We start from the raw sequence: 24,804 nt of genomic DNA, 5'->3' as shown, positions 1-24,804 counted from the left end.
GTGTCAAGCGGCGCCATCGGTCCTTAAGGGACCATCAGACAAGGCCGGAAAAAACACTCAGAAGCTTGCGTACGGCCATGATCACGACATGGGCGCTCACGAACAATAGGGCGCCGCTTCCGAGCGCCATCAGGTAGCCGAGGAGCGCCAGGACGCCGTCCCGCTGAAGCAGCGCCAGGGCCAGGACAGCGACCGTCGCGCCCGGCGCCAGATTGCCCAGCGGGATAGGCAGGACCAGCACCAGGGCCAGCAAGGTGCAGACCACGCCGATCGCCCGCTCGCCGAGCGGTGCGAACATTGGCCGCAGCCGCGGCCGGGTGATCAGCTCCATGCTGCGGACGATCGGCGCCAGCCGTCGGAACAGGCCGCGCAGGTCGTCACGCGTCAGGGGCCTCTCGCTCAGGCCGCGCGGCAGCCACGGGGTGTCGGCGCCCATGGCGATCTGCGGGGCCAGGAACAGGATCGGCAGCGATAGAATCGTCGAGGAGCCGGGCGGCAACGGCAGGGTGTTCAGCAGGCCGAAGACCAGCAGCATGGCCCCGAACGCGCGGCTGTCGAACGCTTCCAGCATCTCGCCGACGGTCAGGACCGGGCTGGCGTCCTCGCCGAAGCCCTCGATCACGTCCGCCAGACTCTTCTCGATCATCCCAACTCTTCCCAACGCACGGAAACGCGCGCGAGCGTTTCGGGATCACACGATCAGGCGGTTTCTTTCATCAGGCGACGACGCTCGACCGACGAGGGGATCCGCAAGGCCTCGCGGTACTTGGCCACGGTCCGGCGGGCGATGTCGACCCCGGCGGCCTTTAGAATTTCGACAATCGCGTCGTCGGAGTGCACGTCGGCCTCGCTCTTCTCCGCGTCGACCAGACCCTTGATCTTGTGACGGACGCTGGCCGCCGAGTGGGCTTCGCCGCCTTCCGACGACTGGATGGCCGAGGTGAAGAAGAACTTCAGCTCGAACACACCGCGCGGGGTGGCGATGTACTTGTTCGAGGTGACCCGGCTGACCGTGCTCTCGTGCATGCCGATAGCGTCGGCGACGGTTTTCAGGTTCAGCGGGCGCAGGTGCTCGACGCCGAAGGCCAGGAAGCCGTCCTGCTGGCGGACGATCTCGCTGGAGACCTTCAGGATGGTCTTGGCGCGCTGGTCCAGGCTCTTCACCAGCCAGTTGGCGGTGGCCATGCAGTCCGAGACGAAGGTCTTTTCCTGGTCGGTGCGCGCGCCCTTGGAAATCCGGGCGTGATAGCGCTGGTCGACCAGCACGCGTGGCAGGGTGTCGGTGTTCAGCTCGACGTGCCACATGCCGCCTAGGCCCTCGCGGACCATGACGTCGGGCACCAGGGTCTCGGCCGGCTCGCTGTGATAAGCCGCGCCGGGGCGAGGGGTCAGCGCGCGGATCTCGGCGATCATGTCGCGCAGATCCTCGTCGTCCACACCACAGATGCGGCGCAAGCCGACCATGTCGCGCTTGGCCAGCAGCTCGAGATTGTCGAGCAGGGCGGCCATGCACGGATCGTAGCGGTTCAGGTCCTTCAGCTGCAGCGCCAGGCACTCGCGGACGTCGCGGGCGAAAACCCCGACGGGCTCGAAACCCTGCAGGACGGCCAGGGTCTCCTCGACGAGCTCCAGCTTGCAGCCCAGGCGCATGGCCAGGTCGACCACGTCGAGGCGCAGGTAGCCGCCCTCGTCGACGGCGTCGATCAGGATCTCGGCGATGGCGTTGCGGGCCGGCGACAGAGCCGCCTGGACCAGCTGTTGGCGCAGGTGCGCGGACAGGGTCGGGGTGTCGGTCAGGGCGCGTTCGTAGGTGTCGTCGCCCTCGAACGAGCCGCCGCCGCCGGCGCGCGACCAGTCGATCTGGCCGCCAGCGTGTTCGGCTTCAGCCCCGTCGCCGGTGGCGCGCTCGCCCGGCGAGACATCCTCGGCCGGCGCATCCATCTCGCGGCCGGCCGTGGTGTCGGCCACGACGTCGACCTGGGTCTGGCTGGCGGCGCGCTCGGCCTCGACCTCACCGGCGGGCTCGTGCTCGCCTTCGTCGCGGTGCAGGAGCGGATTGCGCTCCAGCTCCGCTTCGACGAAGGCGTCGAGCTCGATGTTCGACAACTGCAGCAGCTTGATGGCCTGCTGCAGCTGCGGGGTGATGACGAGGCCCTGGCCCTGCCGGAGCTCTAGTCGGTGGCTGAGCGCCAATGCGCCCTCCTGACAAATCGAACAACTTCGATCGCCATTGAAGGGCCAGTTTGGTTAACGGGTCGCCAACGCCTGCAATTCTTGGGCCGGTGCGACGTTCCGCCCCGGAAAATATCATGCCAAAGCTATTAACCCTTGCCGGACAATGACTTGATCCGGCCGCGGAGGGGTGACGCAGGCGATTTTTGCCCACCCCTGCGCGCATTTAGTCACCTAATCGGGGCTCGCTGAAGCTGTCGCCCAGATAGACGCGCTTAACTTCCGGATTGTCGACGATCTCGCGCGGCGAGCCCTCGAACAGCACTTCGCCGGCGTGGATGATCGAGGCGCGGTCGATGATGTCCAGCGTCTCGCGCACATTGTGGTCGGTGATCAGGATGCCGATGCCGCGGCTCTTGAGGTAGCCGATCACGTCGCGGATATCGGCGATCGCCAGCGGATCGATGCCGGCGAACGGCTCGTCCAGCAGCATGAACGACGGTTCGCTGGCCAGGGCCCGGGCGATTTCCACGCGGCGGCGCTCGCCGCCCGACAGGGCCACGGCCGGCGACTTGCGGATGTGGGTGATGCGCAGCTCCTCAAGGATGCTCGTCACCTGTTCGCGGGCCTTGCGCGGGTCCTTCTGGCGCATCTCGACCACGGCCATGACATTCTGCTCGACCGTCATGCCCCGGAAGATCGAAGCCTCCTGCGGCAGGTAGCCGACACCGAGGCGGGCGCGCTGGAACATCGGCTGGGCGGTGATGTTCTCGCCGTCCAGATAGATCGCGCCGTAGTCGGCGGCGATCAGGCCGGTGACCATGTAGAAGCAGGTCGTCTTGCCGGCGCCGTTGGGCCCCAGCAGACCGGCCACTTCGCCGCGCTTCAGCCGCAGGGAGACGTTCTTGACGACCGGACGGTCGCCGAACGACTTGCCCACGGAATCGACGAACAGGCCGTCCATGTCTTTGGAGGTCAGGGTCATGAACCGGTCCTAGCGCGGGGCGGCGGGCTGTTCGGCCGCGGCCGGCGCGTCGGCGGTCTTCTTGCTGTCGTCCTGATAGAACACCGCTCGCACGCGGCGCTTGGAGGCGCGGCCGGGGGTGCTGGATTCCAGCTTGGCGTCGTTGGTCTTGGTATTGACCGTCAGCTTGTCGCCGCGGGCCACGTCCTTGCCCTTGACCAGCACCACGTCGCCGGTGACCACGGCAATGTTGTTGTCGAAGGTGTAGACCGCGCGGTCGCCGCGCGAATACTGCTGTTCGCTGGCCAGATAGACGCCGCCCTCGGCCTCCATCCGCTGGGCCGAGCCACAGGCGTTGGCCGCGTCGGCGCCAGCGCCGGCGCCAGACTTGCGGGCGCTGTAGATCGTGACCTTCTGGGCGCGGAGGCGCGAGCGGTCCTGCAAGATCTCCACGTTGCCGGTGAAGATCGTGATGCACTTGCTGTTGATCGTTTCCTGGTTGTCGGCGGAAACATCGATCGGCGCGCTCGAGTCGCTTTGCCGGGCGTGGGCCGAACCGCCGGCCAGGATCAACGCGGTCGCCGCCGCCGCCGTCCATCGCTTCATCAGAACCATGTCCTTATCCGTCGCTGTTCGCGCCTTACGCGAACCTGCGCCATTTGTCTTCTTTACTGCCGTTCGAACCGCGCGCGAACCCCGCCTCGGAAGACGATGCGATCGCCCTTGTCATATACGGAGTAGGCGCGAGATTGCACCTGTCCGCTGGGACCTTCGCCATTCATGGTGGTCTCACCCGAAACATTTCCGGTCTTGGTGTCCACGAAGGATTCCTCCGACGCGAAACGGTAACCGGTGCCATCGTCCAGCCGGACGTCGTCCTTCAGGTTCAGGCCGAAGTTGTCCTGGCGATAGACGCCGTGCTTGGCGGTCATACGCGTCGGGGTCGGCGAGCCGAGATCCAGGGTCAGGGCCGGATCATCCAGGATGATCCGACGCGGATCGTTGTCGTCGCGGATCGCCGAACGCGCCGTGATCATGAAGCTGCGCCCGTCGGTCGACTGGCCGTAGAAGCGCGGCGTGATCAGGCGGATCTCGGTCTTGGCCTCGGCCGGCGGATGGGTGGCGGCCATGTAGGTGCGCCACCCGACCTGTGACGCCACGGCGAGCAGCAGGATCGCGATCGCGGCCGGCAGCAGGATGCGCGCGGCCAGCACGCGGCGCGAGCGACGGCGCCAGCGCGCGAGGTCCGCGCTCATCGCTCGTCCGGTCATGACCGCGGTGGGGTGCATCCGTCCGCCGTCAGCTATGGGCGAAGATGTCGACCTCTTCCCAGCCGGCCAGGTCGAGCGAGGCGCGGTGGGGAAGATAGTCGAAGGCGTGCTGCGCCAGGGCCATGCGGCCTTCGCGTTCCAGCATGATGTTTAGCTTGTCGCGCAGGGCGTGAAGATGCAGCACGTCCGAGGCCGCATAAGCCACCTGCTCGGGCGAAAGCGCCGGCGCGCCCCAGTCCGACGACTGCTGGACCTTCGACAGCTCGACGCCCAACAACTCGCGCGTCACGTCCTTCAGGCCGTGGCGGTCGGTATAGGTGCGGGCCAGCTTCGAGGCGATCTTGGTGCAGTAGACGGGCGCGGTCACGACTCCCAGATGGAGTTCGAACATGGCGATATCAAAGCGGCCGAAGTGAAAAAGCTTCAGAATGGCCGGATCGGTCAGCAGGGCCTTCAGGTTCGGGCAGTCGTAGGTCGGCCGCTTCAGGCGCACCACGTGCGCGTCGCCGTCGCCCGACGACAGCTGGACCACGCACAGCGGGTCGCGGCCCAGGCGCAGGCCCATGGTCTCCGAATCGATGGCGATGACGCTCGCCCCGGCGAACACGCCGTCGGGCAGGTCGCCCTCGTGAACAAAATTGGCCAAGTCTCAGAAATCTCCGGCGAGGATACCGCGCTGACGCGCCGAGCCACACGCCCGATATAGGCGCGCGTCACTTATACTCACGATGAACGGGATATCTATCCGTTGGGAAGTTTGGCGCCACCCCGCTTCTCGAAGAAGCTTGGTAAGGGGTGGTGCCCAGGAGAGGACTCGAACCTCCACGACCTTTCGGTCACTGGCACCTGAAGCCAGCGCGTCTACCAATTCCGCCACCTGGGCCCGCGGGAGCAACCGGTTTAGGTCGCCGCGAGGCCGGGACGTTTAGGGAAAGCTTCTGACCGCGTCAACAGCCAAAAATCGACAAATCGTGATTTCGTTGCGAACAGGGCCGTGGTCGTCTAATCCCCCCTTGATCGCGATGGGTCATCGCATGCGACGAGGAATGAAGATGCAGGGTCTTGTCACGGTGTTCGGCGGCACGGGTTTCGTGGGCAGCCAGGTCGTGCGCGCTCTGGCCAAGGCGGGCCATCGGGTGCGGGTGGCCGTGCGCCAGCCCAATCTCGCCTATCGCATGCGCATGCTGGGCGATGTCGGCCAGATCGAGGTGGTCCAAGCCAATGTCCGTAATCCCGCCTCCGTGGCCCGCGCCCTGGACGGCGCCGAGGGCTGCGTGAACCTGGTGGGCGTGCTCTGGGAGAGCGGCCGCCAGAAGTTCCAGTCGGTGCACGTCATGGCCGCCAAGACCGTGGCCGAGACCGCCGCGAAGCTCGGCGTCAGGCATCTGGTCCATGTCAGCGCCCTGGGCGCCAAGGCCGATTCCGAGTCGAAATACTTCCGCACCAAGGCCGAGGGCGAAGCCGCTGTCCGCGCCGCCTTCCCGGGCGCGACGATCGTGCGGCCGTCGCTGGTGTTCGGCGTCGACGACAAGTTCTTCAACAAGTTCGCCCAGATCGCGGCCCTGGCCCCGGTCGTGCCGCTGGTCGGCGGCGACAGCCGCATCCAGCCGGTGTTCGTCGGCGACGTCGCCGCGGCGATCGCCAAGGCCGTGGCCAGCCCGGCCGCCGTCGGCGTGACCTACGAGCTGGGCGGCCCGACCGTCTACACGATGCGCGAGATCCTGCAGCTGGTGCTGACCGAGACCGGACGCGCCCGCCCGCTGGCCCCGCTGCCCTGGCCGATCGCCTCGCTGCTGGGCGCGCTGGGCGACCTCCAGGCCGGGATCATCCCGCTGGCCCCGCCGGTGACCTCCGACCAGGTCGAGATGCTGAAGAGCGACAACGTCGCCGACGGCGGCCTGCCGGGCCTGGCCGAGGTCGGGGTGATCCCGACCTCCGTCGAGGCCGTGGTCCCGACCTATCTCTATCGCTACCGCAAGGGCGGCCAGTACGCCGAGACCCCGGCGGGCGCGTTCTAGAGGCTTCAATTCCCCTCTCCCATCGCGGGAGAGGGGAACTCGTGATCAGGCGCGTTCGTGCACCGCTTCCTCGGCCGCCAGCGGCTGGGGCAGGCGGCTGATCATTTCCTTCGGGCAGACCTGCCAGAACTGGCCTCGGACCCGATCCCAGTCGCGCAGCAGGGTCTCGGCGAACACCGAATCCGTCTCGCGGGCGTGCTCGGCGATCAGCGAACGCAGCACGCCTTCCCAATAGGGCGAGGCCAAGCGCTGCACGACGATGCTGTCGGGATTGATGTTGTCCTCGAAGCGGTCGTGCTGGTCGAGCACGAAGGCCATCCCGCCGGTCATGCCCGCGCCGAAGTTGCCGCCCGTCGGACCCAGGATCACCACCTGGCCGCCGGTCATGTATTCGCAGCCATTGGCGCCGCAGCCCTCGACCACCGTGGTGGCGCCCGAGTTGCGGACCGCGAAGCGCTCGCCCGCCTGGCCGGCCGCGAACAGCCGGCCCGAGGTGGCGCCGAACAGCACGGTGTTGCCGATCAGGGTGTTGGTCTCCGGCGCCGCCAGGCCCCGGGCCGGCTTGATGACGATCGTCGCGCCCGACAGGCCCTTGCCGACGTAGTCATTGGCTTCGCCGGTCAGTTCGATGCGCAGGCCCTGGACCGCGAAGGCGCCCAGGCTCTGACCGGCCGAGCCCTTCAGCTGAACGGTCAGGTGGCCCGAGGGCAGACCCTTCATGCCGAACTTGCGGACGATGTGGCTGGACGTGCGCGTGCCGATGGTGCGGGCGGTGCTGCGGACCGTGTAGGTCAGCTGCATCTTCTCGCCGCGCTCCAGCAGCGGCGCGGCGTCGCGGACGATCTGGGCGTCCAGCGTGTCCGGCACCGCGTTGCGGCCGACCACCGTGTTGTACGGCTTGTTGGCGCCCGGATCGGCGCGAACTAGCAGCGGGTTCAGATCGAGGTCGTCCAGGTGCTCGCCGCCGCGGCTGACCTGGGCCAGCAGGTCGGTGCGGCCGACGATCTCCTGCAGGCTCTTGAAGCCCAGACCCGCCAGGATCTCGCGCACCTCTTCGGCGATGAACGTGAACAGGTTGATGACCTTGTCCGGCGTGCCGGTGAACTTGGCGCGCAGGGCCTCGTCCTGGGTGCAAACCCCGACCGGGCAGGTGTTGGAGTGGCACTGGCGGACCATGATGCAGCCCATCGCCACCAGCGAGGCGGTGCCGATGCCGAACTCCTCGGCGCCCATCATGGCCGCGATGACGATGTCGCGGCCCGTGCGCATGCCGCCGTCGGCCCGCAGGACGACGGAGTGGCGCAGGTTGTTCAGCGTCAGCACCTGGTTGGCTTCCGACAGGCCCATCTCCCACGGACCGCCGGCGTACTTGACCGAGGTCTGAGGCGAGGCGCCCGTGCCGCCGACGCCGCCGGCGACCAGGATCACGTCGGCCTTGGCCTTGGCCACGCCGGCGGCGATGGCGCCGATGCCGGTGGCCGCGACCAGCTTCACCGTCACCCGGGCGACCGGATTGATCTGCTTCAGGTCGTAGATGAGCTGGGCCAGGTCCTCGATCGAATAGATGTCGTGGTGCGGCGGCGGGCTGATCAGCATCACGCCGGGCGTCGAGTGACGCAGACGGGCGATCATCTCGGTGACTTTGAAGCCGGGCAGTTGCCCGCCCTCGCCGGGCTTGGCGCCCTGGGCGACCTTGATCTCCAGCTCGACGCACTGGTTCAGATATTCGGCGGTGACGCCGAACCGGCCCGAGGCGACCTGCTTGATGGCGCTGTTGGGGTTGTCGCCGTTCGGCAGCGGCTTGTAGCGCGCGCTGTCCTCGCCGCCTTCGCCCGAGACCGACTTGGCGCCGATGCGGTTCATGGCGATGTTCAGGGCGCCATGCGCTTCAGGACCGAGGGCCCCGAGGCTCATGCCCGGCGTGACGAACCGCTTGCGGATCTCGTTGACGCTCTCGACGTCGTCGGTCGAGATCGGGTTGCGGTCCGAGCGCCAGTCCAAGAGGTCGCGCAGCTGGATCGGCTTCTGGGTGCGCAGGCCGTTGGACCAGCGGCGATAGAGCTCATAGTCGCCGGTGTCGCAGGCCGTCTGCAGGGTGTGGATCAGACGCGCCTCGAAGGCGTGGGCCTCGCCCGAGCGGCGAGCCTTGTACAGGCCGCCGACCGGCAGGGTGACGGCGGCCGTACCCCAGGCCTTGCGGTGCAGCTCGACCGTCTTGCTCTCGATGCCGGCTAGGCCGATGCCCGAGATGCGCGAGGGCATGCCAGGAAAGAACTCGGCCGCCAGGGCGCGCGACAGGCCGACGGCCTCGAAGTTGTAGCCGCCGCGGTACGAGGAGATGACGCTGATGCCCATCTTGGAGATGATCTTCAGCAGGCCGCCCTCGATGGCCGTCTTGAAGTTGATGCAGACGTCGCGCAGCGACTTGTCGCCGACCAGGCCGCGCTCCAGGCGGTCCTGGAAGCTTTCCTGGGCCAGGTAGGCGTTGACCGCCGTGGCCCCGACCCCGACCAGCACCGCGAAATAGTGGGTGTCCAGGCACTCGGCCGAGCGAACGATGATCGACACGTAAGAGCGCAGGCCCTTGGCGACCAGGTGGGCGTGGACGCCGCCGGTGGCCAGGATCATCGGCAGGCCGACGCGGTCCTCCGCGCTGGCCTCGTCGGTCAGGACGATGGCGCCGCAGCCGCGCAGCACCGCGTCCTCGGCCTCGGCGCGGATGCGGTCGAGGTTGGCGCGCAGAGCGTCGCCGCCCCGGGCCTCGGGCGCCGGCAAGGGCATGGTGCAGTCGATGACCGCGACGTTCTTCTCGCCCAGCAGACCGTGGATCCGCTCGTACATGCCGGTGGTCAGCACGGGGCTTTCCAGCACGTACACATCCGCTTGCGCGGCGTCCTGGGCCAGGATGTTGCCGAGGTTCTTGAAGCGGGTCTTTAGGCTCATCACGCCGGTCTCCCGCAGAGGATCGATCGGCGGGTTGGTCACCTGGCTGAAGTTCTGGCGGAAGTAGTGCGATAGCGGCCGGTACTTCTCCGACAGCACCGCCAGCGGCGTGTCGTCGCCCATCGAGCCGACGGCTTCCTTGCCTTCCTCGACCATCGGGGCGAGGACCATCTCGATGTCCTCGAGGCTGTAGCCGGCGGCGGCCTGGCGGCGCGTCAGCTCCTCCCGGCCATACTTGCGCGGCTCCGGACCCGGGCCGATCTCCTTCTCGAGATCGACCATGTTGCCCAGCCACTCGGTGTAGGGGTGGCGTTCGGCCAGTTCGTCGATGATCTCGTTCTCGCCGTAGAGGCGGCCCTCGGCCAGGTCGATCGCGATCATCCGGCCCGGCGAGATCGCCAGCTTGCGAGTGATGCGGGCTTCGTCGACGCCGCACATGCCGGCTTCCGAGCCCATGATCACCAGGCCGTCGTCGGTATAGGCCACACGTAGCGGACGCAGGCCCGAGCGGTCCTTGCCGGCCACGACCCAGCGGCCGTCGGTGGCGCACAGGGCGGCCGGACCGTCCCAGGGCTCCATCACGGCGTTGCAGTACGAATAGAGCGCCTTGTGGGCGGCCTTCATCTTCGGATTGTTGGCTTCTGGCACCAGCAAGGCCTTGGCCATCGGCGCGTCGCGACCGGCGCGCACCAGCACCTCGAAGGTGTTGTCGAGGTTGGCGCTGTCCGAGCCGCCCGGCTGGATCACCGGCTTCACGTCGTCCCCGAACTCGCCGAAGGCCTGGGCGGCCATCTTGATCTCGTGGGACTTCATCCAGTTGACGTTGCCCTTGATCGTATTGATCTCGCCGTTGTGGGCGAGCATCCGGAAGGGCTGGGCCAGACGCCACTGCGGGAAGGTGTTGGTCGAATAGCGCTGGTGGAAGATCGCGACGGCGGCGGCGAAGCGGTCATCCTTCAGGTCGGGATAGAATTCGTCGATGTGTTCGGCGAGGAACATGCCCTTGTAGATCAGCGACTTGGCCGAGAACGAGCAGATGTAGAAGTCGCTGATGTTCTGGCTGTGGACGCGCTTTTCGATGCGCTTGCGGCACAGAAACAGGGCGCGCTCCAGCGCCTCGCCTTCCAAGCCGGCCGGACCGGCCAGCATGATCTGCTCGATTTCCGGACGGGTGGCGTTGGCCTTCTCGCCGATCACCGAGGTGTCGACCGGCACCTGGCGCCAGCCATAGATGTAGAAGCCGAAGCGCAGGGCTTCCGCCTCGACGATCGTGCGGCAGGCCTCCTGGGCCCCCAGGTCGGTGCGCGGCAGGAAGATCTGGCCGACGGCGACAGGGCCCGAGCGCAGGGCGTGGCCCGTGCGGCGCACCTGGTCGACGAAGAAGTCCTGCGGGACCGAGACCAGCACGCCGGCGCCGTCGCCGGTCTTGCCGTCGGCGTCGATCGCGCCCCGGTGCCACAGGGCCTTCAGGGCCTTGATCGCCAGCTCGACGACCTCGCGGCGCGGCTGGCCGTCGATGGCGCAGACCAGGCCGACGCCGCAGGCGTCGCGCTCGGTCGACGGGTCGTAGGCGTGACCGTCGATCAGCGCCTGGCGGTTCTTCAGATAGAGGTCCATCTGGTCCATGGTCTTGGTCCTCTCTCTTATTCCGCCGCGATCAGCGCGGGCGCGCCGACCTTGGCCTGCAGGTAACGGTGGATGGCGTCGGCGGCGTCGCGGCCGTCCTTGATCGCCCAGACGACCAGCGAGGCGCCGCGGACGATGTCGCCGGCGGCGAACACGCCGTCGAGATTGGTCATCTGGTTGCGGACGTCGGCCTTGACCGTGCCCCAGCGGGTGACCTTCAGGTCGGGGGCGGACCAGGCTTCCGGCAGGTTCTCGGGCTCGAAACCCAAAGCCTTCAGCACCAGCTGGGCCGGGCGATCGAAGTCGCCGCCGGGGATTTCCTCGGGGCTCTGACGGCCCGAGGCGTCCGGGGCGCCCAGGCGCATGCGGATCGCGCGCACGCCGGTGACGGCCTCGGCCTCGCCCGACAAGGCGCGCGGGGCGGCCAGCCATTCGAAGGTGACGCCTTCTTCTTCCGCGTTGGCCACTTCGCGCATCGAGCCCGGCATGTTGGCCTTGTCGCGACGATAGAGGCAGGTGACCGAGGCCGCGCCCTGGCGGATGGCGGTGCGCACGCAGTCCATGGCGGTGTCGCCGCCGCCGACCACCACGACGTCCTTGCCCTCGGCGTTCAGCTCGCCCGACTCGTAGGCCGGCACGGTGTCGCCCAGGCCCACGCGGTTCGAGGCGATCAGATAGTCCAGCGCCGGGGCCACGCCCTTGTTGCCGGACCCGGGCGCGGTCAGGTCGCGGGCGGCGTAGACGCCGACGGCGATCAACACCGCGTCGTGCTGAGCGCGCAGGTCTTCCAGGGTGGCGTCCTTGCCGACCTCGAAGCCCAGCCTGAACACGACGCCGCCGTCGGCTAGGCGACGGGTGCGGCGCTCGACGACGTCCTTTTCCAGCTTGAAGCCCGGGATGCCGTAGATCAGCAGGCCGCCGGGACGGTCGTGGCGGTCGTAGACGGTGACATCATAACCCGCCTCGCGCAGCATCTCGGCCGCCGCCAGGCCGGCGGGGCCCGCGCCGATGACACCGACGGACTGACCGCGCGCCGGACCGGCGACCAGCGGCTTCACCCAGCCCATCTCCCAGGCCTTGTCGGTCAGGTAGCGTTCGACCGAACCGATCGTCACGGTGCCGTGACCCGACTGCTCTATGACGCAGTTGCCTTCGCACAGACGGTCCTGGGGGCAGATCCTGCCGCAGACTTCCGGCATGGAATTGGTCGCCTGGGACAGGGCGTAGGCTTCTTCCAGGCGGCCCTCGGCCGTCATCCGCAGCCAGTCGGGGATGTTGTTGTGCAGCGGGCAGTGGGTCTGACAGAACGGCACGCCGCATTGCGAGCAACGCGAGGCCTGCTCGGAGGCCTTCGCATCGATGAAGTCGGCGTAGATCTCGTGAAAGTCACCGGAACGGTCGGCGGCCGCACGCTTTTCGGGCGTCTTGCGGGCCACCGTCGTGAATTTCAGCATGCGCTCGGCCATGCGACTTCCCTCGTCTCCCTCACGGGAGAAAAATTGCTCGGACGGGCCTATTACGGACTCTTTGGCGCAATAAGAATGTGTTGGTCAAAAATATAGACTTATATATCCGGGCCAAGGGCGAGATCCTTGAGATCGACTCTCAACAGACCTCCATATTAGTCCACTTTGTGGATTTACGACCTATTTACCGTGTCGGGCGCACGCCAGGGGCGGGGTTTGGAGCCGAACACATGCCTGACTGGTTGAGCGCTATCATTCTGGGTCTGGTCGAGGGGCTGACGGAATTCATTCCCGTCTCCTCCACCGGACATCTGCTGCTGACCAAGGAGCTGATGGGGCTGAAGGATCCCTCGTGGGACACCTTCATCGTGCTGATCCAGCTGGGCGCGATCCTGGCCGTGGTCGCCCTCTATTTCTCGCGGCTGTGGAACGTGCTGATCGGCCTGCCGACCAAGCCGCAGGCGCGGCGCTTCGCGTTGAGCGTGATCATCGCCGTCCTCCCGGCCTTCGCGGCCGGCCTGCTGCTGCACGACCTGATCAAGAAGTTCCTGTTCGAAAGCCCGCTGATCATCTGCTGGTCGCTGCTGATCGGCGGGATCATCCTGCTGGCCATCGACAAGAAGGCCCCACCGGCCGTCGATCACGACGCGATGGATCTGCCGCTGCACAAGGTGCTGATCGTCGGCCTGTTCCAGTGCCTGTCGCTGGTCCCTGGCGTGTCGCGCTCGGGCTCGACCATCGTCGGGTCGATGCTGTTCGGCATCGAGCGCCGGGCGGCGGCCGAGTTCAGCTTCTTCATGGCCATCCCGATCATGGTCGGCGCCTTCGTGCTGGACGTCTACAAGAACCGCGACGCGCTGGACGCCGGCCATGTCGGCATCGTGGCCATCGGCTTCGTGGTGTCGTTCCTGTCGGGCCTGGTGGTCGTGAAATACATGCTCGACTTCGTCGGCAAGCGCGGCTTCGCGCCATTCGCCTGGTGGCGGATCGCGGTCGGGATCGCCGGCCTGGCGGTGCTGTACCTTCACCACTGAGGACGTTTCCCCTCGCGGGAAAAGCAAACTCAGGCCGCGGCCTTCGCCTCGGTCAGCTTGAACGTCGCCCGGGCGCGCGCGACGGCGACCCCGTCCGCCCGCACCGTCGCCTCGGCGAAGCAGATCGAACGGCCCAGCTTGACGAAGTCGGTGTCGAATTCGAGCCATTGGCCCAGCTTGGCCGCGCCCAGATAGTCCAGGGTCAGGGACACGGTGACCAGGCCGCCGGCCTGTTGCCGGGCGGCCGTTAGGTTGACGCCGACCGACAACCCCATGGCGTTGTCGGCCAGGGCCGCCAGGAAGCCGCCGTGCGGCATGCCGCGCGAATTGCAGTGGACCTCGCGCACCCGCGTCGCCAGCACCAGCCGGTCCGGCGCGGGCTTGGCGTGGAGCGGCTCCCACGGATCGGTCAGCGGGCTCTTGCGCGTATGAGGGCCGAAGCCCTCGGGGATGTCGTCCATGGCCGCCTCGCTAGAATTCAAACAGTTGTTTTAATCTAGCAGTGCTTGCCCTCTTGCGCGAGGGACCTGACGCTCTCGATATGAGAACGGGCTGAACAAAGGGAGCCGCTCGACATTCCATGTCCATGCGCGCCTTCGCTCACCTGCTGGACCGGCTGTCCCTGACCAGCTCGCGCAACGCCAAGCTGACCCTGATCGCCGACCACCTGCGCAATACGCCCGACCCCGATCGCGGCTACGCCCTGGCGGCCCTGACCGGCGCGCTGTCGTTCAACGCCGCCAAGCCGGCCTTCATCCGCAAGGCGGTCGAGGCGCGGATGGACGCCCAGCTGTTCGCCTGGTCCTACGACTATGTCGGCGACCTGGCCGAGACCGTCGCCCTGGTTTGGCCCGCCAAGCCCGGGGCGAACCGGCCGCCGGAACTGTCCGAGGTGATCGACGCCCTGCACTCGGCCTCGCGCGCCGAGGTCCAGCGGCTGATCGAGGGCTGGCTGGACGCCCTGGACCCCGACGGCCGCTGGGCGCTCTTGAAACTGATGACCGGCGGCCTGCGGGTGGGCGTCTCCTCGCGCCTGGCCAAACAAGCCTGCGCCAATTTCGGCGGGGTCGAGATCGGCGAGATCGAGGAGATCTGGCATGCGATGGCGCCGCCCTATGGCGATCTGTTCGCCTGGCTGGAGGGCCGTTCCGAACGCCCCTCGCCCGACGCGCCGGGCCGGTTCCGGCCGGTGATGCTCGCCCAGCCGATCGACGAGGCGGTCGACTTCGCCAAGCTGGATCCCGCCGACTACGTCGCCGAATGGAAGTGGGACGGCATCCGCGTCCAGGCGGTCAGCGAGCGCGGCGAGCGCCGGCTCTACACCCGCACGGGCGACGACATCTCCGCGAGCTTCCCCGACGTGGTCGAGGCGCTGGACTTCGAGGGCGCGATCGACGGCGAGCTGCTGGTCCTGCGCGACGGCGCCCTCGCTCCGTTCGGCGACCTGCAGCAGCGGCTGAACCGCAAGACGGTCGACGGCAAGCAGCTGACGAACTTCCCGGCCGGCATCCGCGCCTACGACCTGATGCTGGACGGCGAGGAGGACCTACGCGGCCTGCCCTTCGTCGAGCGCCGCGCGCGGCTGGAGGCGTTCGTGGCGCGGCTGAGGACGACGCGCATCGACCTGTCGCCGCTGCAGCCGTTCGCGACCTGGGAAGAACTGGCCGCCCTGCGCCTCGACCCGCCCGAGGGCGACGCGCGGCTGTCGGAAGGCCTGATGCTCAAACGCCGCGACAGCGTCTACGAGCCGGGCCGCCCCAAGGGTCCGTGGTTCAAGTGGAAGCGCGACCCGCACCTGATCGACGCGGTGCTGATGTACGCTCAGCGCGGCCACGGCAAGCGGTCCAGCTTCTATTCGGACTATACGTTCGGCGTCTGGCGCGAGGACGAGGAGGGCCGGCGGGCCCTCACCCCCGTCGGCAAGGCCTATTTCGGCTTCACCGACGAGGAGCTGAAGCTGATCGACAAGTTCGTCCGCGACCACACGATCGAGCGCTTCGGCCCGGTGCGCTCGGTGCGGGCCGATCAGGAATTCGGCCTGGTGTTCGAGGTCGCCTTCGAGGGTCTGCAGCGCTCGACCCGCCACAAGTCCGGCGTGGCCATGCGCTTTCCCCGCATCAACCGCATCCGCTGGGACAAGCCGTCGCGGGAGGCCGACGCGTTGGCGACGCTGGAAGCGATGCTGGACAACTAGAGTTGTCATCCCGGCCGCAGCGAAGCGAAGAGCCGGGACCGCGAGAGGCTCAGAGCTTCCGGCGATCCAGGCTCGGCGCGCCAATGCGCTTGGCCGGGATGACAGCCTTTAGCGCGCGGCCGCCGGAGCCTGGACGACCTGGCCAGCCTGAAACAGCTTGCCCCTCTCGGTGGCCAGCACCATCAGCAGCCCCGCCAGGCCGAAGCCGGTGAAGCCCAGGGTCAGCGGCACCGTCGTGCCGTCGAACATCTGGCCGATGACGAAACCACACAACGCGCCGCCGACCGTGGTGATGAAGCCCTGGATCGAGGCGGCCGCGCCAGCCACGTGGCCCAGCGGCTCCATGGCGATGGCCCCGAAGTTCGACATCACCAGACCAAAGCAGAACATCATCGCGGCCTGCATCAGGGCGAACGAGACCAGGGTCTCGTGACCGGTCGCCGCCACCACCGCATGGGCGGCGGCGACGCCGATGAAGCCGATCAGCGCCCAGTGCGAGACCTTGCGCATGCCGAGCCGTTCGACGATCCGCGCGTTCAGCAGCGACGAGACGGCCATGGACCCGGCGATGCCGGCGAAGATCAGCGGGAAGATGTCGCCCGCGCCCAGCACGTCGACGAACACCTGCTGCGCGGAGTTCAGGAAACCGAACAGGCCGCTCAGCACCAGGGCCGCGGCCAGGGTGTAGCCCATGGCGATCCGGTCGGTCAGGGCGATCCTGAACGCCGAGGTCACGCCTGAAACCGAGATCGGGATACGGTCTTTCGGGTCCTGGGTCTCGGGCAGCTTGATCGCCGCCCAGGCCATGACCACCAACCCGAAGATCGACAGCACGCCGAAGATCCAGCGCCACGAGGCGAACAGCATGATCGCCTGGCCCAGCGAGGGCGCGATCACCGGCGTGGCCAAGAAGACGATGAAGGCCAGCGACATCACCCGCGCCATCTGGCGGCCGGCATAGCAGTCGCGGACGATCGACACCGACAGCACCCGCGTCGAGGCGGCGCCCAGGCCGGTCAGGAACCGCGCGATCAGCAGCATCTCGAACGAGGTCGAGAAGGCGCAGAGGGCGGCGAACAGGGTGTAGAGCGTCAGGCCGACCATCAGCACCGGCTTGCGTCCATAGCGATCGGCCAGCGAGCCATAGGCCAGCTGGGCGACGCCGAAGCCGAGCAGATAGGCGGTGATCACCCACTGGCGGGCGTTGGGATCATGGATCCCCAGCGCCTCGCCGATATGCGGCAGGGCCGGCAGCATCGAGTCGATGGCCAGGGCGTTGGTGGCCATCATCGCCGCGATCAGGGCGACGAACTGGCCGAAGCCCATGCCGGGATGCGGCGAGGGATTGGTGTCGGACATGGCGTTTCTCGCGGGGGCTGACGCCCCGGCCACGAGACGCATACGCGCGGCATATAGGGCCTGGCGCGTCGGACGCCAGTCCCTACGGCGTCGATCAGCCGTTGAAGGCTCGGATCGCGTCGATGATCTTCGCCTGATCGGCCTCGCCCAGATAGGGATGCATCGGCAGGGCCAGCACCGTCTCGGCCTTGGCCTCGGTGACCGGCAGGCCGCCCACGCCCCGCGGGAAGCGGGCGTAGGGCGCCTGCACGTGCATCGGGACAGGATAGTAGACCGCCGTCGGTATCCCCTGCGTCTTCAGGTGCGCGGCCAGGCCGTCGCGGTCCGCGTGCTCGATCACGTACTGGGCCCAGACCGAGACGCCGCCGTCGATCACGGTCGGGGTCGACAGCACCGCGCCCTTCAGACCCTGCGCATAGCGATCGGCCACGGCCTGACGCAGCTGGATCTCCTCGGCGAAGATCGCCAGCTTCTCGATCAGGATCGCCGCCTGGATCGTGTCGAGGCGCGAGTTCATGCCGATGCGGGTGTTCAGGTACTTGGGGTCGTGGTCGAAGGTCTTGCCCGCGAGGTCCGGACCGACCGCCTTGCCGTGGACGCGGTAGCTGTCCATCAGGTCCCAGAGCGTCGCGTCATTGGTCAGCACCGCGCCGCCGTCGCCGTAGCAGCCCAGCGGCTTGGCCGGGAAGAAGCTGGTGGTGGCCACGTCGGCCCAGCGCAGCGGGTGCTGGCCGTTCAGTGTGCAGCCGAAGCCCTGGGCGCTGTCGGCGATCAGCTTCAGCCCTTCGCGGTCGCAGATCGCCTTGATCGCCGGGTAGTCGGCGGGCTGGCCGAAAAGGTCGACGGCGATGACCACCTTCGGCGTCAGCCGTCCCTCGGCCTTCACGCCGGCGATGGCGGCTTCCAGCTTGGCGGGATCGAGATTGTAGGTCTCCGGCAGCACGTCGACGAACACCGGCGTCGCGTCGACCCACGGCACGACCTCCGGCGTCGCGGCGAAGGTGAAGGACGGGCAGAACACCGCGTCGCCCCGGCCCACGCCCCAGGCCATCAGCGGCAAGGCGATAGCATCGGTGCCGTTGGCGCAGGACAGGGCGAGCTTGGCCTGGCCGAATTCGGCGAGCTTGGCCTCGAACTCGCGGACCTGCGGACCCATGACATAGGCGCCGCTGTCCAGCACCTTGGCGATGGCGGCGTCGATCTTGTCGCGGATCCGGCGCTGCTGCGCGGCGAGGTCGATGAAGGGCATGCTCATGGCGCACGCTCTAGTGTCGGTTCATGACGATTTCGAGCCAATTGATGTAACCGACTGTTTCCCGACACTGTTTGGCCGCGGATAGACGGCTCCGGACGGAACCGCCAGCGCACGCTCTCGTTGACCGAAGCGCGCGGGGGCGCCTATCGAGAGCTCCATGAAGACCAAGCCCACCCTGATCCCGGCGGACGCGTCGCTGCCGTCGCTCGCCAATGTGAAAGCCGACGAGACCATGTTCGGACATTTCCTCGACTGGCTGGGCAAGCTGGCGGTGAACCTGGTGGTCGCCGCCCTGATCCTGATCGCCACCTTCTGGTTCGCCGGACTGGCGGCGCGGTTCATGCGTCGGACCCTGACCCGCGTGCATCGGAACAATCCAGACCCGACCCTGGAGAGCTTCAGCGCGTCCCTGGCCCGTTACGCCATCGTGGCCATCGGCCTGGTGGCGGTGCTGCAGCAACTGGGCGTGCAGACCACCTCGATCATCGCCGTGCTGGGCGCGGCCTCGCTGGCCATCGGCCTGGCCCTGCAAGGCGCCCTGTCGAACGTGGCGGCCGGGGTGATGATCCTGCTGTTCCGGCCCTATCGCGTCGGCGACTTGATCGAGACCTCGACTCGCCAGGGAACGGTGAAGGCGCTGGATCTACTGTTCACCGAGATCGCCACGCCCGACAACGTCAAGGTGATGATCCCCAACAGCAAGGTGTTCGGCGACGTGATCCTGAACTACTCGACCCACCGCAACCGGCGGGCCGACGTGCTGTTCAAGGTCCCCTTGAAGACCGACCTCGTCCAGGTGCTCAAGCGCTTGCGCGAACGCGCCGAGAGCGACCCGCGCATCCGCAAGGACCCGGCCCCGATGATCGAGGTGACCGACCTGTCGGAAGCGTTCGCCCAGGCCGCGATCCGGGTGTGGACGGCGGCCGCCGACTTCGGTCCGGTCAAGACCGACCTGATGCTGGCCGCCCATCTGCTGGCCGAGGACCCGGCGCGCGCCGACCTGCCGCCGCCGCGTCCGACGAAGGCCAAGGACCCCTCACCGGTCATGCCGGGCGAGGGCGAGCACCATCACCTACTCAGCCTGATAAAGCCGCGTCGAGGTCGGAAATCAGATCCCGGCAAGACTCGATCCCCACCGAAAGCCTGATAAGGCCGTCGGAGATTCCCAAAGCCGCGCGCTGCTCGGCCGGGATCGAGGCGTGGGTCATGATCGCCGGATGCTCGATCAGGCTCTCGACCCCGCCTAGGCTCTCGGCCAGGGTGAATAGCCGCGTGCGCTCGAGCATCCGGCGGGCCGGCGCGAGGCCGCCCTTCACCTCGGCCGAGATGATGCCGCCAAAGCCGCCGATCATCTGCCGCCTGGCCAGGTCGTGCTGCGGATGGCTTTCCAGGCCCGGATAGATCACCCGCTCGATGGCCGGATGCTTTTCCAGCCAGCGGGCGATCTCCAGGGCGCTGTCGCAGGCGCGTTGCATGCGCAGGGCCAGGGTCTTGACCCCGCGCAGGGCCAGGAAGCTGTCGAACGGTCCCAGCACCGAGCCCACCGCGTTCTGCAGGAACTTCATGTTTTCGGCGACCTCGGCGTTCTCGCCGACCACCGCCACGCCCGCCACCACGTCGGAGTGGCCGTTCAGGTACTTTGTGGCCGAGTGCATGACGATGTCGAAGCCCAGCTCCAGCGGCCGCTGGATGAAGGGGCTCGCGAAGGTGTTGTCGGCGACGGTGACCAGGCCGTGCGCCTTGGCGATCGCGGCGATGCCCGCCAGGTCGGCCAGGCGCAGCATCGGGTTGGTCGGGGTCTCCACCCAGATCATCCGCGTCGCCGGGGTGATCGCCGCCTCGACCGCCGCCAGATCGCCCATGTCGACGAAGCTGAAGGTCAGGCCCGCCGAGCGCTTGCGCACCTTGTCGAACAGCCGGAACGAGCCACCGTAGAGGTCGTCGCTGGCGATCACGTGCGCGCCGCTGTCCAGGGTCTCCAGGATGGTCGACGCCGCCGCCAGGCCGGAGGCGAACGCGAAACCGGCCGTCCCGCTCTCGAGGTCGGCGATGCAACGCTCGAACGCGAAGCGGGTCGGGTTGTGGCTGCGGCTGTACTCGAAGCCCTTGTGCTCGCCCGGACTGGACTGGACATAGGTCGAGGTGGCGTAGATCGGCACCATCACCGCCCCCGTGGTCGGGTCGGGATATTGGCCGCCGTGGATGGTGCGCGTGGCGAAGTCCAGACGGTTCTTGCCGGGGGTGTCGGTCATATGAACTCTCGATCGGAAACAGTGAGAATGGGCTGGCGAACCTGACGCGACAACGCCCCAACGTCCGATTTCCCCGGCGAAAGCCGGGGCCCAGATTCATCCAGAGCAGTTTGGGGTGACGCGCCCTTCCACAGAACGAGACAATCCCGTCCGCGGGTTCGATCTGGACCCCGGCTTTCGCCGGGGAGAGCGGGGATATTAGGCGCTCATCCGCAGGTGATTGATCAGGTCGACCCGGGTGATCACGCCGAGGAACTCCTCGCCGTCGACGATCAGGGCGACCTCGTCGCGGTCGAACACCTCGGGCAGGGCGTCGACCGACTGGTGCGCCTGCAAGGTCTTCACCTCCCGGGTCATGGCCTCGCCGACCGGGGTCTTGAAGCGCGCGCCACGATGGTCGTCCGCGCCCTCGACGGCGGCCAGGATGTCGCTCTCGTCGAGGATGCCGACCAGCCGGCCGCGATCGACCACCGGCAGCTGGCTGATGTCGGACGAGCGCATGCGATTGTAGGCCGTCATCAGGGTGTCGTCAGGCCCGATGGCGATCACGCCGCCCTCGGCGTAGCGCTTGGCGATCAGGTCGCGCAGGTCGCCGTGCATCTCGCGCCCGTCGAAGCCGTGGGCGGCCAGCCACAGGTCGTTGAACATCTTGGTCAGGTACTTCGACCCGGTGTCGCAGACGAGGGTCACGACCCGCTTCGGCTCGGTCTGTTCGCGGCAGTATTTCAGCGCGGCGGCCAGCAGGCAGCCGGAAGACGAGCCTGCGAGAATGCCCTCCTTCCGCAGCAGCTCTCGGGCGGTCTCGACGCTCTCGCGGTCGCTGATCGAATAGGCCTTGGACACCAGGTCCATCTGGGCGTTGGCCGGGATGAAGTCCTCGCCGATGCCTTCGACGATCCAGGACCCGGCCTCGCCGAAGGTCCCGGTCTCGACATAGTCGCAAAGGATCGAGCCGACCGGGTCGGCCAGCACCATTTTCGTCTTCGGTGAATGGGTCTTCATGTACCGGCCGACGCCGGTCAGCGTCCCGCCCGAACCGACCCCGACGACGATCGCGTCGATGTCGCTGTCCATCTGGGCCAACAGTTCCGGCGCCGTCGTCGTCTCGTGGGCCAGCGGATTGGCCGGGTTCTCAAACTGGTTGACGTAGAGCGCGCCGGGGATCGACTGGGCCAGGGTCTGGGCCATGTCCTGGTAGTATTCCGGATGGCCCTTGCCGACGTCGCTGCGGGTCAGGCGCACGTCCACGCCCATGGCCCGCAGGTGCAGGATCTTCTCCCGCGCCATCTTGTCGGGGACGATCAGGATCAGCTTGTAGCCCTTCAGGGTCGCGACCTGGGCCAGGCCGAGGCCCGTATTGCCCGCGGTGGCCTCGATGATCGTACCACCGGGCTTGAGGCGACCGTCCGCCTCGGCCGCCTCGATCATCGAACGGGCGACGCGGTCCTTGATCGAACCGCCGGGGTTCTGGTTTTCGAGCTTCAGGAAGAGCCGGCAAAGGCCGGTGTCGAGATGCTTGACCTCGACCATCGGCGTGCGGCCGATCAGGTCGAGCGCGCAACCGGCCATCCTGGGAAGCGAGTCTTGGGGAAGTGAGACTGGGAGAAAGCCCGTTTTGGGGTCGTTCATGGCGCAGCTCCGCTGCAGGGTGAAACGATTTCCCCTAGATAGGCGCGGTTCTTGGAATAGGGGAAGCCCCTGCGGCGCGCTCTAGGCGGCGCCCGCGGTCCCGCGCTGGTTCAGCCACTCGCTGGCGAACTTGCGGCTGAGGCAGACGTCCTCGAACACGACCTTGCGCAGCTGGCCCAACAGCTCGGGCGTATCGTGGACGATCACGAACGGAAACCCGTTGGCCGACAGGAATCCGTGAAGGAATCGCGAGAAGCGATCGGCTTCTTCGGGACCGGCCAGACGGACTTCGGTCTCTGCGGCAGTCGGAACCATGGGCGTGGCCCTCTGTGAACGGACCACCTCTAACGCACGAACTCGCATTTGCGAACCAGCTTCGCCTTTGCGAAATAAACTGTGATCACTTGATCGCCTCCCGGGCGAGCGGAAAACTCGCCCGGGAACGCGCGATCCTTACAGGATCACCAGTTACAGGATCGATTGGCCCGTGCTGGCCCAATCTTTCAGGAACTGCTCCAGGCCCTTGTCGGTCAGCGGGTGCTTGTAGAGTTCGCCAAACACGGCCGGCGGGATGGTGACGACGTCGGCGCCGATGATCGCGGCTTCCTTGACGTGGGCGGCGTTGCGCACCGAAGCGGCCAGGATCTCGGTCTCGTAGCCGTAGTTGTCGTAGATCGCGCGGATGTCGCGGATCAGGTCCATGCCGTCGAAGCCGTAGTCGTCCAGGCGGCCGATGAACGGCGAGATGTACGTCGCGCCGACCTTGGCGGCGAGCAGGGCCTGGGTCGGCGAGAAGCACAGGGTGACGTTGGTCTTGATCTCTTCGTCGGCGAAGGCGGCGCAGGCGATCAGGCCGTCGCGGGTCAGCGGGATCTTCACGACCACGTTCGGGGCGATGGCGGCCAGCTTCTTGCCCTCGGCGATCATGGCGTCGGCGGTGGTGGCGGCCACCTCGGCGCTGATCGGACCGGGGACGAGGTCGCAGATCTCGGCGATCACTTCCAGCATCGGGCGGCCCGACTTGGCGATCAGGGTCGGGTTGGTGGTGACGCCGTCGACCAGGCCGGTCGAGGCCAGATCGGCGATGACCTTGGTGTCGGTGCTGTCGAGGAAGATCTGCATGGGTCTTTTGCGCTGCTTTTTTCTGGAAAAGTTGGGCCTGGGTTTATCCCGAGCGCGCCCGCCACGCCAGCGCCTAGGCCGGGAAACCCGCCACGAGGCGGTCGGCCGTGCGTTCGACCGCCGGCCGCCAGGGCTCCGGCGTGAACCCGAACACCGCTTGCAGCTTGCCAGTGTCGAGCGGCGAGCGCGGCGGACGCGGGGCGGGCTCGGCGAAGGCGGCCTGGGTGGTCGGCTCCAGCCGCGCCCTGGTCAGCGGATCGCGATCGATCGCGGCCTTGGCGAAGTCGAAGCGGCTGGTCTCGCCGGCGTTGGCGAAATGGAACAGGCCGAAGATCGGATCCCCGGCCGAGGCGGCGGTCCAGCGCGGCGCGGCGGCGACCAGAAAATCGGCCAGGGCCTCGCCGTCGGTCGGCGTGCCGAACTGGTCGGCCACCACTTTCAGCACCTCGCGCTCGCGGGCCAGGCGCAGCATGAAACTGACATAGTTTCGGCCATACCGGGAAAAGACCCAGGAGATCCGCAGCACCACCGCCTTGGAATGGGCCAGCACCGCCTGCTCGCCAGCCAGCTTCGAGCGGCCATAGACGTTGAGCGGCCGAGCCTCGTCGCTCTCGACATAGGGTCGGTCCGTCAGGCCATCGAACACCGCGTCGGTCGACAGATGCACGAACGGCAGGTCCCGCTCGGCGCAGGCGGCGGCCATGGCGCCCGGCGCGGCGGCGTTGACCGAGAAGGCCTCTTCGGGCCGCGCCTCGGCCGGATCGACATGGGTGAAGGCGGCCGTGTTCAGCACGAGGTCACAGTCGGCGGCCAGGATCGCCGCGCGCACGGCTTCCGAAATCTCCAGGTCGCAATCGGCGCGGGACAGGGCGACGATCTCGGCCCTGCCCGGCGCGGCGGCCTGGACGGCCGTGGCGACCTGGCCGGTCCGGCCGAACTGCAGGATCCTCATTTGAGCGCCGGCACGCGCTCGCCCAGCACATCGCGGACGAAGGCCCGCAGGTCGCCACCCTTGAACAGGAAGCCCTGCATGCCCGCCCGATTGCCGGCCTCCACATCGATGTGGCGATCGCCGATGATCACCGCCTCGTCCGGCGTCAGGTCCCACTCGGCCAGGCCGCGCAGGATCATGCCGGGATTGGGCTTGCGGTCGGGGTGATCGGCGACGCGATAGGCCTCCACCACCGCGGTCTCATGGAACGGCGAATGGTAAAAGGCGTCGATGCGGCCGCCCAATTCGCCCAGCTGGGCCTGCATGGCGGCGTGGAACCGGTCCATCGCCGCCTCGTCGAAATAGCCTCGGCCGATCCCCGACTGGTTGGTGACCACCAAGACCTTCAACCCCGCCCGGGTCATCGCCGCCACCGCCTCTCGGGCCCCGTCGATCCAGTCCAGCTTGGCCGGATCGCAGACATAGCCATGGTCGATGTTCAGGACGCCGTCCCGATCCAGGAACACGGCCTTCAGCGGCGGAGGAGCAAGGACGCTGGTCATGATGC

The 24,804-nt window shown here is 67.5% G+C and carries 21 protein-coding genes and 1 tRNA gene; 4 read left to right on the top strand and 18 right to left on the bottom strand.

Annotated features, from left to right (window positions below; genetic code table 11):
* Window positions 1-34 precede the first annotated feature (34 nt).
* The 7 genes from ABIC66_RS04910 to ABIC66_RS04880 form a co-directional block, all read right to left on the bottom strand.
* A complete protein-coding gene (locus tag ABIC66_RS04910; RefSeq protein WP_354068256.1) occupies window positions 35-646 on the bottom strand; it encodes an exopolysaccharide biosynthesis protein in 612 nt (203 codons plus the stop codon).
* Between the two features lie 53 nt (window positions 647-699).
* A complete protein-coding gene (rpoN, locus tag ABIC66_RS04905; RefSeq protein WP_354068255.1) occupies window positions 700-2,193 on the bottom strand; it encodes an RNA polymerase factor sigma-54 in 1,494 nt (497 codons plus the stop codon).
* A gap of 205 nt (window positions 2,194-2,398) precedes the next feature.
* A complete protein-coding gene (lptB, locus tag ABIC66_RS04900; protein WP_354068254.1) occupies window positions 2,399-3,157 on the bottom strand; it encodes an LPS export ABC transporter ATP-binding protein in 759 nt (252 codons plus the stop codon).
* A 9-nt stretch (window positions 3,158-3,166) separates the two neighbouring features.
* Window positions 3,167-3,742, bottom strand: coding sequence for an LptA/OstA family protein (locus ABIC66_RS04895; RefSeq protein WP_354068367.1), 576 nt, complete (start codon window positions 3,740-3,742; stop codon window positions 3,167-3,169).
* A 62-nt stretch (window positions 3,743-3,804) separates the two neighbouring features.
* Window positions 3,805-4,425, bottom strand: a complete 621-nt coding sequence (lptC, locus tag ABIC66_RS04890; protein ID WP_354068253.1) for an LPS export ABC transporter periplasmic protein LptC — start codon at window positions 4,423-4,425, stop codon at window positions 3,805-3,807.
* A 10-nt stretch (window positions 4,426-4,435) separates the two neighbouring features.
* On the bottom strand, window positions 4,436-5,053 hold the full coding sequence (locus ABIC66_RS04885; RefSeq protein WP_354068252.1) for a ribonuclease D: 618 nt from the start codon (window positions 5,051-5,053) through the stop codon (window positions 4,436-4,438).
* Between the two features lie 150 nt (window positions 5,054-5,203).
* Window positions 5,204-5,290: transfer RNA gene (locus ABIC66_RS04880), tRNA-Leu, on the bottom strand.
* Window positions 5,291-5,459: 169 nt separating this feature from the next.
* Between ABIC66_RS04880 and ABIC66_RS04875 the strand changes: the two genes are divergently transcribed.
* Window positions 5,460-6,425 (top strand): complex I NDUFA9 subunit family protein, encoded by a 966-nt coding sequence (locus ABIC66_RS04875; protein ID WP_354068251.1) that lies wholly within the window; start codon window positions 5,460-5,462, stop codon window positions 6,423-6,425.
* A 45-nt stretch (window positions 6,426-6,470) separates the two neighbouring features.
* Here the strand turns inward: ABIC66_RS04875 and gltB are convergent, their stop codons facing one another.
* Both gltB and ABIC66_RS04865 read right to left on the bottom strand, forming a co-directional pair.
* Window positions 6,471-10,994 (bottom strand): glutamate synthase large subunit, encoded by a 4,524-nt coding sequence (gltB, locus tag ABIC66_RS04870; protein WP_354068250.1) that lies wholly within the window; start codon window positions 10,992-10,994, stop codon window positions 6,471-6,473.
* A 17-nt stretch (window positions 10,995-11,011) separates the two neighbouring features.
* A complete protein-coding gene (locus ABIC66_RS04865; RefSeq protein ID WP_354068249.1) occupies window positions 11,012-12,460 on the bottom strand; it encodes an NAD(P)-dependent oxidoreductase in 1,449 nt (482 codons plus the stop codon).
* Between the two features lie 230 nt (window positions 12,461-12,690).
* Here ABIC66_RS04865 and ABIC66_RS04860 point away from each other — a divergent pair, with 230 nt between their 5' ends.
* On the top strand, window positions 12,691-13,494 hold the full coding sequence (locus ABIC66_RS04860) for an undecaprenyl-diphosphate phosphatase (RefSeq protein ID WP_354068248.1): 804 nt from the start codon (window positions 12,691-12,693) through the stop codon (window positions 13,492-13,494).
* Window positions 13,495-13,523: 29 nt separating this feature from the next.
* Here ABIC66_RS04860 and ABIC66_RS04855 read toward each other — a convergent pair whose 3' ends face one another.
* A complete protein-coding gene (locus ABIC66_RS04855) occupies window positions 13,524-13,955 on the bottom strand; it encodes a PaaI family thioesterase (RefSeq protein WP_354068247.1) in 432 nt (143 codons plus the stop codon).
* Between the two features lie 119 nt (window positions 13,956-14,074).
* Between ABIC66_RS04855 and ABIC66_RS04850 the strand changes: the two genes are divergently transcribed.
* Window positions 14,075-15,688 carry a cisplatin damage response ATP-dependent DNA ligase gene (locus tag ABIC66_RS04850; RefSeq protein WP_354068246.1) on the top strand — a complete coding sequence of 538 codons (1,614 nt, stop codon included), beginning with the start codon at window positions 14,075-14,077 and terminating at the stop codon, window positions 15,686-15,688.
* 108 nt (window positions 15,689-15,796) lie between these two features.
* On the opposite strand, the gene ABIC66_RS04845 is transcribed toward ABIC66_RS04850, so the two are convergent.
* Window positions 15,797-17,047 (bottom strand): multidrug effflux MFS transporter, encoded by a 1,251-nt coding sequence (locus ABIC66_RS04845; protein ID WP_502910293.1) that lies wholly within the window; start codon window positions 17,045-17,047, stop codon window positions 15,797-15,799.
* A gap of 94 nt (window positions 17,048-17,141) precedes the next feature.
* Window positions 17,142-18,302, bottom strand: coding sequence for a DegT/DnrJ/EryC1/StrS family aminotransferase (locus ABIC66_RS04840; RefSeq protein WP_354068245.1), 1,161 nt, complete (start codon window positions 18,300-18,302; stop codon window positions 17,142-17,144).
* 157 nt (window positions 18,303-18,459) lie between these two features.
* Between ABIC66_RS04840 and ABIC66_RS04835 the strand changes: the two genes are divergently transcribed.
* A complete protein-coding gene (locus ABIC66_RS04835) occupies window positions 18,460-19,449 on the top strand; it encodes a mechanosensitive ion channel family protein (RefSeq protein ID WP_354068244.1) in 990 nt (329 codons plus the stop codon).
* Here the strand turns inward: ABIC66_RS04835 and ABIC66_RS04830 are convergent.
* The 6 genes from ABIC66_RS04830 to ABIC66_RS04805 form a co-directional block, all read right to left on the bottom strand.
* On the bottom strand, window positions 19,379-20,554 hold the full coding sequence (locus ABIC66_RS04830; RefSeq protein ID WP_354068243.1) for a trans-sulfuration enzyme family protein: 1,176 nt from the start codon (window positions 20,552-20,554) through the stop codon (window positions 19,379-19,381). The two genes, ABIC66_RS04835 and ABIC66_RS04830, sit on opposite strands and share 71 nt — an antisense overlap.
* A gap of 198 nt (window positions 20,555-20,752) precedes the next feature.
* Window positions 20,753-22,183 (bottom strand): pyridoxal-phosphate dependent enzyme, encoded by a 1,431-nt coding sequence (locus ABIC66_RS04825; protein ID WP_502910292.1) that lies wholly within the window; start codon window positions 22,181-22,183, stop codon window positions 20,753-20,755.
* Between the two features lie 81 nt (window positions 22,184-22,264).
* Entirely contained in the window at window positions 22,265-22,498 is a 234-nt protein-coding gene (locus tag ABIC66_RS04820; RefSeq protein WP_354068241.1) for a hypothetical protein, read from the bottom strand.
* A gap of 153 nt (window positions 22,499-22,651) precedes the next feature.
* Window positions 22,652-23,305: a fructose-6-phosphate aldolase gene (gene fsa, locus ABIC66_RS04815; RefSeq protein ID WP_354068240.1), complete on the bottom strand. Its 654-nt coding sequence runs from the start codon at window positions 23,303-23,305 to the stop codon at window positions 22,652-22,654.
* Window positions 23,306-23,378: 73 nt separating this feature from the next.
* A complete protein-coding gene (gene rfbD / locus ABIC66_RS04810; protein WP_354068239.1) occupies window positions 23,379-24,257 on the bottom strand; it encodes a dTDP-4-dehydrorhamnose reductase in 879 nt (292 codons plus the stop codon).
* Window positions 24,254-24,799, bottom strand: a complete 546-nt coding sequence (locus tag ABIC66_RS04805; RefSeq protein WP_354068238.1) for a D-glycero-alpha-D-manno-heptose-1,7-bisphosphate 7-phosphatase — start codon at window positions 24,797-24,799, stop codon at window positions 24,254-24,256. The genes rfbD and ABIC66_RS04805 overlap by 4 nt, the downstream gene beginning before the upstream one ends.
* Between the last annotated feature and the right edge of the window lie 5 nt (window positions 24,800-24,804).

This window comes from Caulobacter sp. 1776 (assembly GCF_040545685.1).
GTDB lineage: Bacteria > Pseudomonadota > Alphaproteobacteria > Caulobacterales > Caulobacteraceae > Caulobacter.
This window is presented reverse-complemented; position numbering and strand designations above follow the sequence as displayed.

Excerpts from the sequence above, each read along its gene's own strand:
- gltB (WP_354068250.1), bottom strand. The coding sequence starts at position 10,994 with ATGGACCAGATGGACCTCTATCTGAAGAACCGCCAGGCGCTGATCGAC.
- ABIC66_RS04820 (WP_354068241.1), bottom strand. The coding sequence starts at position 22,498 with ATGGTTCCGACTGCCGCAGAGACCGAAGTCCGTCTGGCCGGTCCCGAA.
- ABIC66_RS04805 (WP_354068238.1), bottom strand. The coding sequence starts at position 24,799 with ATGACCAGCGTCCTTGCTCCTCCGCCGCTGAAGGCCGTGTTCCTGGAT.
- ABIC66_RS04845 (WP_502910293.1), bottom strand. The coding sequence starts at position 17,047 with ATGTCCGACACCAATCCCTCGCCGCATCCCGGCATGGGCTTCGGCCAG.
- ABIC66_RS04840 (WP_354068245.1), bottom strand. The coding sequence starts at position 18,302 with ATGAGCATGCCCTTCATCGACCTCGCCGCGCAGCAGCGCCGGATCCGC.
- rfbD (WP_354068239.1), bottom strand. The coding sequence starts at position 24,257 with ATGAGGATCCTGCAGTTCGGCCGGACCGGCCAGGTCGCCACGGCCGTC.
- ABIC66_RS04875 (WP_354068251.1), top strand. The coding sequence starts at position 5,460 with ATGCAGGGTCTTGTCACGGTGTTCGGCGGCACGGGTTTCGTGGGCAGC.
- ABIC66_RS04910 (WP_354068256.1), bottom strand. The coding sequence starts at position 646 with ATGATCGAGAAGAGTCTGGCGGACGTGATCGAGGGCTTCGGCGAGGAC.
- ABIC66_RS04835 (WP_354068244.1), top strand. The coding sequence starts at position 18,460 with ATGAAGACCAAGCCCACCCTGATCCCGGCGGACGCGTCGCTGCCGTCG.
- lptB (WP_354068254.1), bottom strand. The coding sequence starts at position 3,157 with ATGACCCTGACCTCCAAAGACATGGACGGCCTGTTCGTCGATTCCGTG.
- fsa (WP_354068240.1), bottom strand. The coding sequence starts at position 23,305 with ATGCAGATCTTCCTCGACAGCACCGACACCAAGGTCATCGCCGATCTG.
- ABIC66_RS04830 (WP_354068243.1), bottom strand. The coding sequence starts at position 20,554 with ATGACCGACACCCCCGGCAAGAACCGTCTGGACTTCGCCACGCGCACC.
- ABIC66_RS04855 (WP_354068247.1), bottom strand. The coding sequence starts at position 13,955 with ATGGACGACATCCCCGAGGGCTTCGGCCCTCATACGCGCAAGAGCCCG.
- ABIC66_RS04860 (WP_354068248.1), top strand. The coding sequence starts at position 12,691 with ATGCCTGACTGGTTGAGCGCTATCATTCTGGGTCTGGTCGAGGGGCTG.
- ABIC66_RS04850 (WP_354068246.1), top strand. The coding sequence starts at position 14,075 with ATGTCCATGCGCGCCTTCGCTCACCTGCTGGACCGGCTGTCCCTGACC.
- ABIC66_RS04825 (WP_502910292.1), bottom strand. The coding sequence starts at position 22,183 with ATGAACGACCCCAAAACGGGCTTTCTCCCAGTCTCACTTCCCCAAGAC.
- ABIC66_RS04865 (WP_354068249.1), bottom strand. The coding sequence starts at position 12,460 with ATGGCCGAGCGCATGCTGAAATTCACGACGGTGGCCCGCAAGACGCCC.
- ABIC66_RS04895 (WP_354068367.1), bottom strand. The coding sequence starts at position 3,742 with ATGAAGCGATGGACGGCGGCGGCGGCGACCGCGTTGATCCTGGCCGGC.
- lptC (WP_354068253.1), bottom strand. The coding sequence starts at position 4,425 with ATGCACCCCACCGCGGTCATGACCGGACGAGCGATGAGCGCGGACCTC.